The sequence below is a fragment of the Gemmatimonadota bacterium genome (assembly GCA_040388535.1).
GTDB lineage: Bacteria > Gemmatimonadota > Gemmatimonadetes > Gemmatimonadales > GWC2-71-9 > Palsa-1233.
Window position 1 is genome coordinate 1,037,538 of sequence record JAZKBR010000002.1, and the last position, 15,811, is coordinate 1,053,348.

The 15,811-nt window shown below is 65.2% G+C and carries 10 protein-coding genes; 7 read left to right on the forward strand and 3 right to left on the reverse strand.

Translation table 11 applies throughout. The annotated features are described in order from the left end of the window. Nucleotides 1-15: 15 nt before the first annotated feature. The 3 genes from V4558_08230 to V4558_08240 are packed head-to-tail and all read right to left on the reverse strand — an operon-like array spanning nucleotide 16 to nucleotide 2,019. Nucleotides 16-1,230 (reverse strand): FAD-dependent oxidoreductase, encoded by a 1,215-nt coding sequence (locus V4558_08230; protein MES2305480.1) that lies wholly within the window; start codon nucleotides 1,228-1,230, stop codon nucleotides 16-18. After that, nucleotides 1,223-1,465 carry a zf-HC2 domain-containing protein gene (locus V4558_08235; protein MES2305481.1) on the reverse strand — a complete coding sequence of 81 codons (243 nt, stop codon included), beginning with the start codon at nucleotides 1,463-1,465 and terminating at the stop codon, nucleotides 1,223-1,225. Before V4558_08235 ends, V4558_08230 begins: the two co-directional genes overlap by 8 nt. Beyond that, nucleotides 1,462-2,019 carry a sigma-70 family RNA polymerase sigma factor gene (locus V4558_08240; protein ID MES2305482.1) on the reverse strand — a complete coding sequence of 186 codons (558 nt, stop codon included), beginning with the start codon at nucleotides 2,017-2,019 and terminating at the stop codon, nucleotides 1,462-1,464. The genes V4558_08235 and V4558_08240 overlap by 4 nt, the downstream gene beginning before the upstream one ends. Nucleotides 2,020-2,078: 59 nt before the next feature. On the opposite strand from V4558_08240, the gene V4558_08245 reads away from it, so the two are divergent. The 7 genes from V4558_08245 (at nucleotide 2,079) to V4558_08275 (ending at nucleotide 15,753) form a co-directional block, all read left to right on the forward strand. Further along, on the forward strand, nucleotides 2,079-2,699 hold the full coding sequence (locus V4558_08245) for a hypothetical protein (GenBank protein ID MES2305483.1): 621 nt from the start codon (nucleotides 2,079-2,081) through the stop codon (nucleotides 2,697-2,699). Next, the gene (locus tag V4558_08250) at nucleotides 2,696-3,868 is read left to right on the forward strand and encodes a M24 family metallopeptidase (GenBank protein MES2305484.1); all 1,173 of its coding nucleotides are present in this window, start codon (nucleotides 2,696-2,698) and stop codon (nucleotides 3,866-3,868) included. The genes V4558_08245 and V4558_08250 overlap by 4 nt, the downstream gene beginning before the upstream one ends. Before the next feature lie 396 nt (nucleotides 3,869-4,264). After that, nucleotides 4,265-7,567, forward strand: coding sequence for a TonB-dependent receptor (locus V4558_08255; GenBank protein MES2305485.1), 3,303 nt, complete (start codon nucleotides 4,265-4,267; stop codon nucleotides 7,565-7,567). An 87-nt stretch (nucleotides 7,568-7,654) separates the two neighbouring features. Continuing rightward, a complete protein-coding gene (locus V4558_08260) occupies nucleotides 7,655-11,623 on the forward strand; it encodes a T9SS type A sorting domain-containing protein (GenBank protein MES2305486.1) in 3,969 nt (1,322 codons plus the stop codon). Between the two features lie 61 nt (nucleotides 11,624-11,684). Further along, nucleotides 11,685-12,809 carry a PorV/PorQ family protein gene (locus V4558_08265; protein ID MES2305487.1) on the forward strand — a complete coding sequence of 375 codons (1,125 nt, stop codon included), beginning with the start codon at nucleotides 11,685-11,687 and terminating at the stop codon, nucleotides 12,807-12,809. A 3-nt stretch (nucleotides 12,810-12,812) separates the two neighbouring features. Next, nucleotides 12,813-14,258, forward strand: a complete 1,446-nt coding sequence (locus tag V4558_08270) for a GWxTD domain-containing protein (GenBank protein ID MES2305488.1) — start codon at nucleotides 12,813-12,815, stop codon at nucleotides 14,256-14,258. 85 nt (nucleotides 14,259-14,343) lie between these two features. Next, on the forward strand, nucleotides 14,344-15,753 hold the full coding sequence (locus V4558_08275; GenBank protein MES2305489.1) for a hypothetical protein: 1,410 nt from the start codon (nucleotides 14,344-14,346) through the stop codon (nucleotides 15,751-15,753). Nucleotides 15,754-15,811: the final 58 nt, after the last annotated feature.

The window sequence follows — 15,811 nt, forward strand, 5'->3', positions numbered from 1 at the left end:
CTCAGGGCGACAACGTCAAACCAGCATCCTCGTCAAGAAACCCGGATTCAGCACCCGCCACGGCGAAACGAAATCTCCCGTCACACCGATCAGCGTGTCCGCCATCCCGCGACGCTCAAGCCGACCCACTGCGCGATCGAAGAGCGCCGGCGTGAGCATCGAATAGCCAATCAGCCGCTCGACGATCCACTTGCCGAGAAAGCGCTGGCGACGCAGGGTGCGATAGTGCGCGAGTCGTGCGGCGGTCAGCGGCGTATCGCTTGCGAGTACTTCATCGAGCACGCCCGCGGCCAGCTCGGCTCCGGCGAGCGCGGCACAGATCCCTTCGCCGGTGAAGGGATCGAAAAAATCTGCGGCATCGCCCACCAGCAGCGCGCCATCGGTCACGCTGCGCCGCGACATCGCATCGAACGGTCCGGTGACCATCACTTCGCGCACGATCCGCTCGCGATGAATCCGGCCACGAATTCCGGGGAAACGCTCGAGCGCCTCGAGGAAGAATGTCGTGGCATCACCCCGTGCTCCTGCCGCGGCCTTCGCAGAAACAACCAGCGCCACATTGGTCACGCCATCGCCCATAGGATTGAGTCCGACATAGCCATCGCGACTCACGTGCATATCTGCCGCACCACCCAGTCCGGGCACATCCGTCACGTGCGCGACGAACGCCATCCGCTTGAGCCAGCCCTGACGCCGGAGACCGGTGCGCCGGGCGACCACGCTGCCGAGGCCGTCGGCGCCCACCACCACACGTGCCATCGCGGTCGACAGCTGGCCCCCTTCGTCGCGCAGTTGCACACCGCAAACACCGTCGCGACCGCGGACCAGATCCACGACCTGCTGTCGCTCCATCACCGTGACGCCAGCCGCGCCTGCCGCGTCGAGCAGCGTCGCATCGAGCACGCGGCGCGGCAGCGAAATCCCGGTGGCCCGGAACGGTGCGCCACCCGCCTCGGCGAAGCGGCCACTGAGTGCCGCGCCGTAGGCGGCCGTGACGTTGGTGCCGACGAGAGGAGCCGAGGTGTGATGCTGATCGAGCGTGGTGAGCACGCCGAGCAGATCGAGATGGCGCACGCTTTCGGGGGAGAGATACTCGGAGCAGACTTTTTCGCGCGGGAAGACGGCCTTGTCGAGCAGCAGCACGCGCCGGTTGGCGCGCGCGAGCCGGAGTGCCGTCGCACTTCCCGCCGGACCACCGCCCACCACCAGCACATCGAACACGTCAGTCACCCTTGCAGCCACACGCCTGCATCACGCGGCGCCGGAGTTCTTCCGGGCAGCAGTTGCGGCAGGTGGCGCGGAGCCGTTCGAGCAGCGCCTGCTGCTGTTTCTCCTCGCAGAGGCACTTGCGACACTCGGCCAGGTGGGCGCAGAAGGCGTCGGTTTCCGACGCGCTCAGCTCGCCGAGGCGGTAGGCATCCAGGCGATCGAGTACGGCCTGGCAATCGAAAGACAGCTCGCTCATGACTCCCCTCCCCCCGACGGGAGGATCCCCGTCTCCTCGGCATAACGTCGGAGACGCCCCTGAAGGATCCGCCGGGCACGAAAGAGCCGCGATTTCACGGTTCCCACCGGGATCCCCAGCGCCTCGGCCACGTCGGCGTAGGGGAGGCCTTCCATGTCACTGAGCACGAGCACTTCCCGGAAATCGGTGGGCAGGGCATCGACCGCGGCCAGCACCTCATCGTCCACGAGCTCGCGGAAGAAGCGCCCTTCCGGGTCGGGGTCCTTGAGGTCGACCGGTTCGGGGATCGCTTCCATATCGACGGCCTGAGGCGCCCGCTTCCGGCTGCGATAGCCGTTGATGAACTGGTTGCGCAGAATGGTGACCAGCCAGGCCCGGGCGTTCGAGCCGGGGCGGAAGGAGCTCCACCCGCGGAGGGCGCGCAGCATGGTGTCCTGCACCAGATCTTCGGCGGCGGCGGGGTCGCCGGTGAGCCGGAGGGCCACTCGATACAGGGTATCGAGATGGGGCAGCGCTTCGTCTTCGAAGGCGGCCGGGGCGAGGGTATCGGACATCCCGGAAGGTAAGCACTGCTACCCGGTCACGATCGCTCCGGGTTACGTTGTTCCCCCCAATGTCATTAACGCCAGCCATCCTGCCCCTCGCCCTGCTCGAGGCCGTGCAGAACATCGATACCCCGCCCGATGACGGCCTGGGCGCCCTCGAACACGAGCTCGCGGCCAAGCGTCTCGGCCTCTCGCCCACGGTGGCGGCACAGGTCGCCCGCTATCGCGAACGCGCCGCCGCCGGTGGCGACCTTCCCGAAGATGAAGCGCTCGCCGTTTTCCGGCTGGTTGGCCGACGGCCCGATGCCGCGCTGGTCTATGCCGACGCGGGCCGCCGTGCGGCGCGCTATGCCGCGCGCCGCCTCGGCATCGCGACGCGCGGGCTGATCGCCGCCGCACCGGGGAAGCTCGGGACCCGACTCGGCCTGCGAGCGTCGGCAAAGCTTGCCCGACGCTGGCTATTGATCGAGATGAGTTCCGAGGCCGGCGTCGCGCGTGCCGAAGCCGCCGATTCGCTCGGGCTCAGGGCGCGTGAAGATGGCGTCGGCTGTCAGTTCTACTCGGTGGCCCTGGCCGAGCTGCTGCGGCTCGTTGCGGGCTTTGAAGGGTCGATGGTCCACGAATCGTGCCGCGGACGCGGCGATCGCACCTGTCGCTGGCTCGCCGCCAGGGGAGAGGGTTACGAATGAAGGGTCTCACCGCAATCGATCGTGCTCGCCTCACGGCATCACTGGAGCAGATCAACGCCGATGGCTGGTTGTTGTTCGACTTCCACGGCTGCAATCCGGTGGCGCAACAGCTCTTGCCCGGTGGGATGGGGACGCGCCGCGTTTTCGTCTGGATCCCGCGCGAGGGGCCGATGACAGCGATTGTGCACCGCATCGAGATGCAGCCGTTCGACGGCTTTCCCGGCACCATCATTCCATTCTCGCGTCACGCCGAATTGCACGCGGCACTCACGCAAGTGGTCGGCGGCAAGATCGCGGCGATGGAAATTTCGGCACGCGATGCGGTGCCGTATCTCGACCGGATTCCGTGGGGGGTGATCGACCTGCTGCAGTCGCTCGGCGTGAAGGTGGTGCCGAGCGCGCGGCTGGTGACCGAGTTCGTGTCGACCTGGTCGGCGGCGGAGACGGCGGAGCACCAGACCGCGGCCGAACTGCTGCGTGACATCGCCCTCAAGGCGCTGGCCCGGGCGGTCACGCTGGGGGGCACCGGCTACAGCGAAAGCGCGATGCAGCAGGAGGTCGTGCGGGCGATGGAGGGGGCGGGGATGTACCTCACGACCCACCCGATCGTGGGGTTCGGGCCGAACGCCGCCAACCCGCATTACGAGCCGCATCCGGGCGCCGATCGCACGCTGGCGAACGATGAGGTCATTCTGCTCGATCTCTGGGGCGGCATGCGCGAGGGGGCGATCTTCGCCGACCAGACGTGGATGGGGTTCAGCGGAACGGCGGTGCCGGCCCGGGTCCAGCAGGTCTGGGAAACGGTCCGCGACGCGCGGGATGCCGCGATCCATACTCTGCAGGCGCTGGTCGCGGCGGGTGAGCCGGTGCCGGGCTATCGCGGCGACCGGGCGGCCCGGGAAGTCATTGAGCGCGCGGGTTTCGGCGAGTGGTTCGTCCATCGGACCGGTCACAGCATCGATCGGGATCTCCACGGCAGTGGACCGCACCTCGACGATTACGAGACCCACGACGACCGGCTCCTGCTGCAGGGAAGCGGTTTTTCGGTCGAACCGGGGATCTATCTGCCAGGTGACTTCGGGTTGCGTAGCGAGGTCAACCTGTACTGGGGCCCGTCAGGACTGGTCGTGACCCCCCGGGAGCCACAACGCGAGCTGGTGACGGCATAGTCCCCCGGGGGTAACCCGGGGGGTTGCAGGGCAGGGGGGAGTGGGTCATCTCATTGCGTTCCACCCAGTTACAGCCAGGTACCGGGTCGGAAGCGGTTCGGTGACAGTTGCTTGACACTCGTACGAAGGGCGGGCATATTCTTCCCAGCCCGGCAACCCGCTGGGATTTTCCTTTCGTTAATACAACTGACCGACTGTAGACCGGAACACACGGTTTTCGTGACCGGTCGTCGCGAATCTCGCGGCGTTCGTGTCGCCATGGGCGCCTCCTCGGGCGCTCTCCTACGCAGCATTATTCCCGTTGCAGGCCAGGCGGGGCGTGGGTTTCCGAGGAATACCTCAGTACCTGCTGGTGAAGGAAGTCTCTCTGTGATCTCGCCTTCGGAGGACGGTTCCATGAAGCAAACTGTTGTGAAGGCCCTCGCACGTTCGGCGCGCGCAGTCGCGCTGGCGGCGGTGGTATCCGGGCTCGGCGCTACGGCGCTCGTTGCCCAGTCCACCGGCAAGCTCGAGGGACGTGTTCGCGACCCGGGCGGTCAGCCCGTCGCCAATGCGCGCGTCGCCATCGTCGGTAGTGCGGCATCTGCCGTGGCAAACCCGCAAGGGTACTACTTCATCAACAACGTACCTGCGGGCGACTTCTCGATCCGGGTCTCTTACGTCGGCTACAAGCCGGTGGAAGTCTCGAACGTGAAGATGCTCTCCGGTCAGACCATCACCCAGGACATCACGCTGACGCAGACGGCCGTGACGGTGCAGGAAATCACCGTCGTCGCCGCGCAGAACGCGCTGGTGCCTCGCGACAAGGTCACCTCGAAGCAGCTCGTCGACGGGTCCTACACCGACAAGCTGCCGGTCGACCGCATCGGTAGCGTCCTGGCCTTGCAGCCGGGCGTCGCTTCTTCGCCTGGCGGCGGCACGCTCTCCGTGCGCGGTGGCCGTGGCGACGAAAACGCCACGTACATCGACGGTGTCCCGGTCGCCCAGGGTAACCGCGGCACGGGCGCCGGTCGTGGCCTTACCGCCACCGGAAGCCAGCAGGGCAACCTGAACGCGCCGAGCACCGGCACCGGCACCGTCGGCGTCGGCACCAACTCCTTCGAAGACGCCTCGGTCACCACCGGCGCCTCCTCGGCCGAGTTCGGTGGCGCGCAGGGCGGCGTGATCTCGATCACCACCAAGACCGGTGGTTCGCGCTTCGCCGGCAACGTCGGCTACGAAACCGACGAACTCGCCGGTCAGCGCTACGGCCAGGGCTACAACCGCCTGCAGGCCTCGCTCGGCGGCCCGATCATGAAGGACTTCACCTTCTTCGTCGGTGGCGTCCTCGAAGGCGCGAAGTCCGGTCTCCGCGGCTACAACGGCTGGGAAGTGCCGAACTTCGTCCGTACCACGGTCGACACCACCTACGCGGTGCCGCGCACGCGTAACTCGGCGACCTCCGACACCTTCCAGGTCCCGGTCTACAAGTATGCGATGTTCCGCGGTGAGTGCGACAACGCGGTCGTGGCGAATGCCTCCGACCCGGACATGCGCGATAACTACGGCTACGAGTGCCACGGCAACCGCAGCGCGTACGCACCGACCACGAACATCCAGCTGACCAGCAAGCTGAACTACTCGTTCGGTCAGGGTTCGCGGGTGTCGCTCTCGTACATCACGAGCAGCAACCAGAACCGTGGCCAGCGTGGCGCGGACGGAACGGCCGGCACGCTCACGCGCAACAACGTGGCGACGCTGAACTGGACCCAGACGCTGAGCAAGAATGCATCGCGCGCCATCGCGCTCGATGCCTACCTCTCGTATCAGTGGGATCGCTCGATCAACTCGACGCTCACTGCGGCGTCGGAAGAGAGCACCCGCAATCCGTTCAACGGCTGGCTGCTCAAGAACTTCGATTTCATCTATGACATGAAGACCTTCCCGGTCACCGATGAACTCGTGCGCAACTACCGCATCCAGCAGGCCGGGACGCCGATCACGGTCTACGACCGCTTCAATACCTCCCAGTACAACGGCAACACGGGCTGGGGCGGCGCGCCGGACGGCGTCGGTATGGGCGCTGGCGGCGGCGGTACCGCGCCGGGCGTCCTGAGCACGGCCTCGGAAAACCGCCTCGTCGGCAAGGCCAACCTCGACTGGCAGCTCGACCGCTACAACCGCGTGAAGTTCGGCGGCGAGTACACCAAGTACACCACGAGCACCTACAACATCGGCGCCACCGGTCAGTCGTTCTCCGACATCTGGCTGGCCAAGCCGATTCGCTACAACGTCTTCGCCGAAGATCGTCTCGACCTCGGTGACGTCGTCCTCGTCGGCGGCCTGCGCTACGACTATTTCGATGTCGGCGCGAGCCACTGGAAGGACTTCCCGCGGATCTCGTCGGCGCCGGGCTTCACGCCCGAGACCGTCGACAATTACCTGACGCCGTTCAAGAGCCACAACTACCTGTCGCCGCACATCCAGGTCGCCTTCCCGGTGACCGAGCGGACCAACTTCCGCCTCTCGTACGCGCAGCAGGTGCAGCAGCCGGACTTCTCGGTGGTGCTCTTCGGGTCGAACACCGACCTCTCGATCACCAACACGAACAACAACTACGGATCGGACCTCGACTTCGGCAAGTCGATCCTGTTCGAGTTCGGCGTCTCGCACGCGTTCAGCGATGACATGGTCCTCGACCTGACCGTGTACAACAAGGACAACCTGGCCAACCCGGCCGGTCGTCTGATTCCGCTGACCGACCCGATCGGCAACGACCGCAACGACATCCGCCTCACGGTGAACCAGGACTTCGGTAACACCCGCGGACTCGACCTGCGCCTCGATCGTCGCTTCGGCAACATCTTCAACGGCACCATCAGCTACTCGTTCCAGGATGCCAAGAACACCGGCTCCGATCCGTACTCGTACATCAACTACGGTTCGCGCATCCTCTCCGGCCTGGGCGGCACCAACGCCTCGCCGCCGCAGCAGGCCCAGCCGGTCGGCACCTCGCGTCCGCACAACATCGCGGGTCAGGCGGCGTTCAACTTCCCGGCCGACTACAAGTCCGGCTCGCTGGTTGGCTCCATCATGAAGCGCGTCGGCATCTTCAGCACCTTCCGTTACGCGGCCGGCACGCCGTACACGCGCTGCCCGGCGACCGAAGAAGCCTCGATCAACGTCACCTCGGGCAACCCCTGCGGACGTGAACTCGCCGGCGACTTCAACGCGGCGCGGCTCCCGGCCTACAAGGAGTTCAACCTCCGCGTGACCAAGGGCTTCGCGGTCGGCAAGCTCGACTTCACTGCCTATGCCGACGGCCGGAACATCCTGAACCTGAAGAACATCGGCACCGTGTTCACGACCACTGGCTCGATCCAGAACGTGACCTCGCAGGACCGCGCCTGGACGGGCGACTCCACGACCTTCGCGAACTTTGCGAAGGGCAACGGCGCCTACAACAACGCCAGCGGCACCATTTCGCTGCCGACGTCCAACGCCGGCTGCGCCAACTACGCCGACGCCTCGGGCAACTCTGCCGGACCGAGCTGCTACTACTACCGCAAGTCGGAACAGCGCTTCGGTAACGGCGATGGCGTCTACACGCTGGCAGAACAGCGCCGCGCGTCGGACAACAACCAGCTCGGTAACTACCACGTGTCGCGGTTTGCCTTCGCTGGTCGGACGGTACGCTTCGGTATGGAAGTGAATTTCTGATCCACGCTTCGCCCTGGGTAGAACGGATGGGCCTTCCGGCCCATCCGCTCCACTCCGGTCGCCAGTTTCCATTCTCGAGAGGTCGCAATGCATTCACTGCGTGGTAAGCGGGGCAGGATCGCGACGCTTTTGTTCGCGCTCGCGGCGGCAACGGCACTGCCGAGCCCGGCTGCAGCAGGTCCGGAGCCAGGCGCCAAGTCTGGGTCACGGTTCCGGCTCCTGGCCGGTTCCCTCGGCGCCATGACCATCAACCGCGTGTACTACGGTCTCAGCACCGGCGGTCTCGTCGGCGTTGACTCCACCAACTCGTCCACCATCGGCGGCGGTTTCTGGCCGAAGGGCACGGGCGACCAGTACATGTTCAATTCCGGTCTGCAGGTGTCCGGCATCATCAAGGGCGCCAAGTCGGCTTCCAACCCGTGGGGTGGCGACACCACCGGCGGCTTCTTCTTCGATCCGAAGGGAACCACCGAGCACGGTATCGGCCTCACCGACCTCTACAACGCTGGCAATCCTGGCGACGTAGCGAACTGGCCCTCCTACGGCTTCGTGCCGCAGGGCGACACCAGCGAAGTGCTCTTCGACCCGCTGCTCCGCGGCCGGCTCTCCGGTTCGCAGGGCGACGTCTGGTTCCTGACCTGGGAAGGCGATCCGGGCGTCAACGCCGGCCGTCCACACCCGCTCGGCATCGTTGCCGAGTACCGCGGTCTGGGCTGGAACTATCCAGCCGGTAACGAAGACATCCTCTACTTCATCATCACCTTCTACAACGTCACGTCGGTCAATCCGGCGGACTACGCGAATGTCCGTGACGGGCTCCGCGAGAAGCTGGTCGAAGCGGCAGGAAACTTCCAGCGCCTCAACAACGCGAAGTTCGGCATCACGCTGCCGACTGCGGGCTACACCATCAATCCGTTCTATGCCGCCTTCGCTGCCGACGCCGACGTCGCTGCAGCCGGCGCCAACTTCGCCTCGGTGAACCTGCCGTTCGCGATGGGTTACGTCTACGACGGTACCTTCTCGAAGCCGGCCGGCTGGCAGTTCGACCCGGCCATCTTCGGCAAGCCGTTCTTCGCCGGCTCAGGCTTCGTCGGCGTGAAGTACCTCAAGGCGCCGAGCGGCGCTGGTCAGATTCAGCTCTTCTCGCTGACGACCAACGGCGGCTCGTTCCCGGACCCGGCCAACACCACTCGCCTCTTCCGCTACATGTCGGGCGATGTCGGACCGGACCTTGGCGTCGCCTGTAACCAGGGCGTCGTGCAGGTCACCCACATCTGCTACGTCAAGTCCGACGCCGGTTCGGACGTCCGCATCCTGCAGTCGGCCTCGGCCGACTCGCTGAAGCCGGGCGAATCGAAGTCGATCGTGGTGGCGTACATCCACGCGGCTCCGGTGGCTCTTGCGGCCTACCAGGGTGGCGCGCCGTTCGTGCCGCCGGGCGATCCGACCCGCCTCAGCAACCCGGGCCTCCTCGTTGCCGGCGCCAACAAGATCGACTCGCTGACCGGTTTCAACGGCTACACCGACGCCAACAACGACGGCATCGTGCAGCAGTCGGAAATCAAGACGATCCCGGGCTCGCTGCTCAACAAGGGCCTCACGGCGCAGGCCGTGTTCGATGCCAAGTTCCTGCTCCCGTTCTCCCCGGAAGTGCCTGAATTCTTCCTGATCCCGGGCGACGAACAGGTCACCGTGCTCTGGAAGCCGTCGGCATCGGAAGCGCAGGGCGACGCGTACTTCCAGATCGCGAGCACTCCGACCGTCACGCCTCCGGGCGGCGGCGCGCCGGTACCGAATCCGCTCTACGATCCGAACTACCGCAAGTTCGACGTCGAAGGCTACCGCATCTATCGCGGCCGCATCGACTCGCCGAACTCACTCAAGCTGATCGCCCAGTACGACTATGCCGGTACCGAGTTCAAGGACTTCGGCGGCCAGGTGCCGCTCGGCTCGGCCTGCGCCCCTGAAATCAGCGTCACCACGTCGTGCGCTGGTGTCTTCGACCCGATCGTCTCGGGTGTGGGTCGCACCAAGTTCCGTTCGTACGACATCAGTGGCGAGTTCTTCCAGGTCAAGTTCGGTAACCGCGTCCAGCTCATCTCGGGCGACATCCTGAACCTGACGACCGACACGCTCATCACCGGCAAGAACAGCGGCTTCCCCGCGCTGGCCAACACCGGTGTCCCGTTCGTCTACCACGACCATGACGTCCATAACGGCCTGGTCTACTACTACGCCGTCACGGCGTTCGACGTCAACTCGATTCAGTCTGGTCCGTCCAGCCTCGAATCGCCGCGCATCACGCGGCGTGTGACACCGAACACCAACTCGGCGAACTACGTCTCCAGCGCCACGCTGACCACGACGATTGAAGGCCGCGGCGTGAATCAGACCGCGAAGTTCCCGACCGCTCCGACGCTCGACGGCACGACCGGCATCTTCTCCGGTCCGCAGCAGCCGATGAACGCTGGTGTGCTCGGCTTCGTGGGTGACCTGGCGAAGGAAGTGGTCAAGACTGGCGGCGCACTCCGCGTCAAGCTCGACTCGATTGACATGGGCCAGATGGATCTCTCTGGCTGCTGCGGTGGTGGTTCACCGGCGATCGCGCAGAACTTCTACGTCTCGCTCACGGCCGATGGCGCGACCACGAAGGTGAAGATCCCGGTCACCAACCGTCTCGAGTTCGACGTCACGTCGGCTCAGTTCTTCGACGCACTCACGGTCGATCCGGTGCTGGCGGCCAAGTTCGGCGCCAACACGGCCTTCAAGGCGAAGGGTTCGTTCGCGATCACGATGCCTGAGGGGCCGAAGACCGGCGCCTGGAGCCTTGGCGCTGCGCTGGCCGAGCCTGGCTTCGCCGCGGGCGACCTGCCGGCCGGAACGACCAACTTCCGGTACAACGGTGCCCGCTGGTTCGACGGTCCTTCGATCACCAAGAACGAAGTCACCGCTGATCCAATCAACGGCTCCTGTGGTGGCACTGGTCTGACGGCCGCGTGCTCCTCCACAACCTCGTTCGCCAATGCCGGCAAGCTGACCGGCGTGACCACGGTGTACCAGCCGATGGCGTACACGATGTTCAACCGTGAGTGGCGCAACATGGAGTCGCCGCTCTCGACTGTCCGTCGTGCCGCCGACTACAACATCTACTGGGGCGCCGCGGGCAAGGTCGACTCGGTCATCGACGTGACGCACAACGTCGTGGTGCCGTTCCAGGCCAACACCGTGACGGCTGGCTGGGGCATCCTGAACCAGGCTGCAACCAACGCGGCGGGCTTCTTCGACAACCGTCCCGGCGTCCTCACGCCGACCGACTGGGTCTGTGTCGAACCGTTCCGCAGCAAGATTTCGCAGCCGACCAACACGTTCTTCTCGTGCACGGCTCCGGCAGTTCCGCTGAGCCAGACGGCGACGCTCGGTCCGATTGCCTTCGGTGCCGGCGACAACCAGGCCACCACGGGCCAGTCGGTCCGTAACCCGGCCAACCTGCAGGCCAATCCCGGTTTCTCGATGATCGTTGCCGGTGTCATCTCGATGTTCGAAATGGCGGCACTGCCGGCGCAGGGGACGGTCTGGGCGCTGCGCGACTACGCTGGTGGCATCATCGCCGGCGGCAAGGGAACGGGTGGGTCGGGTAATGCTGGTCCATATCGCTTCGTCGCGGGTGTTCGCCCGTTCACAGCGGTCGGAGCCGAGGTCGTGGTCTCCTACGCGGTCGAGAACACTGTGGGAGCCTCCACGGCGGCCTCGCTGGCGAAGGTGCACACGGTGCCGGACCCGTACTACGTGACCAGCGCCTTCGAGGCAACAACCACGAGCAAGATCATCCGCTTCGTGAACCTGCCGGAGAAGGCCACCGTCCGCATCTACACGTCGAGCGGTGTGCTGACCCGTGTTCTGAAGCAGGACTCGGGGATCTTCGGTGGCGAACTCACCTGGGACGTCCGTAACCGGAACAACCAGTTCGTCGCCAGCGGTGTGTACTTCTACCACGTCACGGCGGAGAACGGTGAAACCACCGTTGGCCGCATGACTATCGTCAACTACGCCCAGTAGTCCACGGAGCCGGGACGGCGCGCCGCTTGCGACGCGCCGCCCCACCTCAGGAGAACGACGCATGATGCGCTTCACCAAGTCTCGCTGGATCTTTGCCCTCGCCCTCGTCGGCTTCGCGCCGGCGGTTGCCGTGGCCCAGGAATCCAACGCCGACAACGTGGGCTACGGGACGACTTCCGCGGAGTTCCTGCTCCTCGGTGCCAACGCCCGCGGCACCGCTCTCGGCGGATCCTACGTTGCCGTCGCCACTGATGTCGGTGGTGTCAACGCCAACCCCTCGGCCATCGCACTGATGACCCGGCCCGGCGTGCAATTCTCGCAGTTCAACTACGTCGCCGACACCAAGCTCAATTGGGGCGCAGTCGCGTTCCCGTTCGGCGGCGGGTCGAAGGCGTTCGGCATGCAGATCGGGACCTTCGGGTTCCACGACCAGCCGGTGTACACCCCGTCCAACCCGGAAGGGAACGGCGAGCTGTACGACGTCTCCGAAACGTTCGCGGCACTGACCTTCGCCCAGAACTTCTCGGATCGCTTCTCGGTCGGTATCACGGCCAAGGGCGTCTTCGACCAGCTCGGCCAGGCCTCGGGAACGGCGTTCGCACTCGACTTCGGCACGCACTTCCATTCGAACCTGAATGGCAAGCCGATCCGCTTCGCCTTCACGCTGACCAACCTCGGTACCTCGCTCAAGTACGAAGGCGACGCCATTCGCACCACGGCGCCGCGCGACTCGATCGAAGGCGTCGACCCGATCGCCACGCTGCCGCAGCCGGCGACTCTCCGCACCAGCGGGTTCTCGCTGCCGACCACGTTCCGCGTGGGTCTGGCATACGATATCCTCGCCGCGGGGAACAATCGCTTCACCCTCATGGGTGAGTTCAACCAGCAGCGCTCCAACAAGGCCGCCTTCGGCTTTGCCGGTGAGTTCGCGGCCAACAAGCTCGGCGGCTCGGGCTTCGGCGTCGCGGTTCGCGGATCGTACTCCTCAACGCCTGCCAACTCGTACAATTCCGACTTCTTCGGAGTCGGCGTCGAGAAGGCCAGCGCCGAGAAGACCCAGGGCCTCGCCTTTGGTGGCGGCCTGAACTACAGCAGTGCCAACTTCTCGCTCGGCTTCGACTACGCCTATCGCAAGATGGGCCTGCTCGGCACGACGAACTTCTTCACCGTGTCGCTGGGCTGGTAAGCAATGCTTTACGGTCTGCTTCTCTCGTTCGGCGCCCTGGGTGCCACCGTTCCCGCACCGCCGCGTCTGGCAGTGCAGGCCATCCGGTATTACGTGCCGTCGGTGAAGCAGACGCAGGTGATCGGGTTCCTTCAGGTGCCCTATTCGCTGACGGAACCCGCCGGTAACCGGATCGCCTGGCAAGTCTCTCTGGTCATCAAGGATGCTGCCGGCACCACGCTCGGCAGCCAGAGCTGGTGGTCGGGCGCACCGGCGGCAGCTCGTTCCGCCGACGCCATGGGGATGGAACCGCTGCGCTTCCCACCGATGGCACCGGGGTCTTATCTGGTGCAGGTCACGGTGAAAGACAGTGTCAGCGGCAAGACCGCCACGACACAAACGGCGGTCGAGGCATTCGCGACGTCACCAGGAGTTTCCGACCTGTTGCTCGCCAGTGCCATGCGCCGCGCTGCGCCGGGCGACAGCACCTCCGGCATCGGGGAATTCGGTCGCGGTTCGTATCGCTTCATCACCGCGCCCGACCTGAAGCTCGATGGTGCCAATCCCGTGCTGTCGTATCTGCTCGAGGCATATACCGATGCCGAGGCGTCGGCGGCCACCACGATTGACGTGCGTGACGCTGCGGGCAAGAGCATCTACAAGCTGCCGGCTACCCGGCAGATGATCCCGGCTGGCGGCGGAGTCATCGCCGGTCAGCTGCCGCTGGAAGGTCTGGGCGAAGGGAACTACAAGTTCGTGGTTTCCGTGGCGCTTGGCGGCCGGACCATCGAACGGAGCGGCGACTTCGCCGTCGGCGGGCTGCAGGCGTCATTGGCGCGGGACATCGCGACTCGGTCGGCGTCACGCGGGCTCGACGAAGCCTACTTCGGCGGCATGACCGAAGAGCAGCTCGACGAAGCTGCCGAAGTCTTGCAGCTGATCGCGACCAACAAGCAACTCGCCGTCTACAAGAAGACCGGGGCCGACAAACTTTCCCCCACGGCCAAGCGGGCGTTCCTCGTCTCCTTCTGGGCCGAACGAGACCAGAACAAGGCGACGCCGGAGAACGAAAACCGGATCGCCTTCTACGACGCGGTCGATTACGTCAACAAGACCTACGGTGAGCGCGGTCGCGCGGCCCGGCCAGGCTGGAAGACCGATCGTGGCCGGATCTGGGCTCGCAACGGTGCACCGGATGACAACTACAAGCGGGCGCAGGAAGGTCGGGCGCCCAATATCGAAGTCTGGCGCTACACCCGCGGGCGGATGCGCTACTACATCTTCGCCGATCGCAACGGGCTGAGCCAGTATCAGCTGATGAATTCGAACGATCTCAAGGAGCAGGGCCTCTCCGACTGGAGAGAGATCGTGACCTACGAAGCGGCCCACGATCTGGGTACCTACCTCGGGGTCAACTTCTCCGGTGCCATTCCTGGCTCCGGCGGGGGAACCACGTCGCCGCCGCAATAGGACCAGTACAAGTAGTGACCCACCGGTCGCCTGCGGCCGGCATTCGAAAGTGCAGCAATCCATCACATTTCGTGAGGAGCAGCGTATGAAGGGACTGATTCGTGGGGCCGCAGGACTCGCCGTCGTGTTGGCAATGTCGGCCTGCAGCAAGGACGAAACCATCGACCTGATGGGTGCGCCGACCGGCGTTCAAGCGACTCCGATCTCGGCATTTACCACCAAGGGCGACTCCGTGGCGATCCTGCTCCGCCTCGTGAACGACCGGAACCAGTCGATTCCGACCGAGTTCACGGTCGGCAACGCCGGACCGGCGCTTACGATCCACTATGACGACAAGTACCGCCCCGACTACACCTCGGGCGAATTGGTACCGCCTGCCGTGAAGCCGCAGCAGCGCTACTTCGCGCTGGGCACGAACAATGGGACGTCGACGTTCACCGCGACCGCTGGCGGCTTCACCAGCACGATCACCGTGGTGGTGTTGCCGAAGACGCTTGAGGCCGCACTGAACAAGACCGCGAACCTCGTTGCCGGCGATACGGTAATCATCAATGCACCTGCAGGGCTCAAGTTCACGCCGACCTCGGCGGTCTCCTTTGCGACTGGCGCGAATGCCATCGCATCCCGGGCGGCAGACTCGAGCAGCATCAGCGTCATTCTCGGGCCTGGCACCGGCGGAATCGCCACGGTGACCAACGTCTTCCTGAACTACGCTCCGACGCTCGCAGTGAAGACCTATACCACCACCAACGCGGTCGCTAGCACACCGGCCATCACCGTTGCCCCGACCACGGTCTCCAATGCGGCGCCGAACATCGGCGACACGATTGCCGTGACGCTTGGTGGGAACCTGCGTTTCCTCGCGGATTCCAAGGTGCTGATCGGCGGAACCGAGGCAGGCATTGCCAGCGTAAACGCTGACAGCTCCGTGGCGATGGTCATCCCGGTGCGCAATTCGACCGGTAAGGTCACCTACACCAACATCGCCCTGAAGTACCTGAACGTCGTGAAGCTGGCTGTGGATGGCGACAAGAATGTTGCGGTCACCAACACCTACGCCGGGCCGACGCTCGCCGGGACCGGCTCGCCGGCCACCGCCCCGTCCATCTTCGTTCCCGCCAAGCTCGGCAGGACGGTTGTGCTGACTGACATCGGTAATGGCGGCACGTTCAACGTCGGTGGCGCCTGCACCCACGCCGGCGAGAACAGCTGCAAGATCTACAAGATGGTCCTGCCGGTCGCCGCAACCCTGGACATGAAGCTTTACTGGAAGGGTTCGGCCGACCTTGGGCTCTACTTGATCAACGCAGCCGGTACGACTGCGTCGAACATCAGCTCGGGCGCCAACATTCCAGACCAGTTCGGGCCGCAGACCGATGGTCCGGAAGTGTCGGCCGCAGTCGCTTTCGCGGCGGGCACCTACTACTTCCTGGTCGCGAACTACAGTGGGCTCAACGCAATCTCGAGCCTGCAGATCGCGTTCACGATCCGGTAACCGCTGGACAGCAGGTAAACGAACCACCCCCGTCCGGGATTCCGGGCGGGGGTGGTTT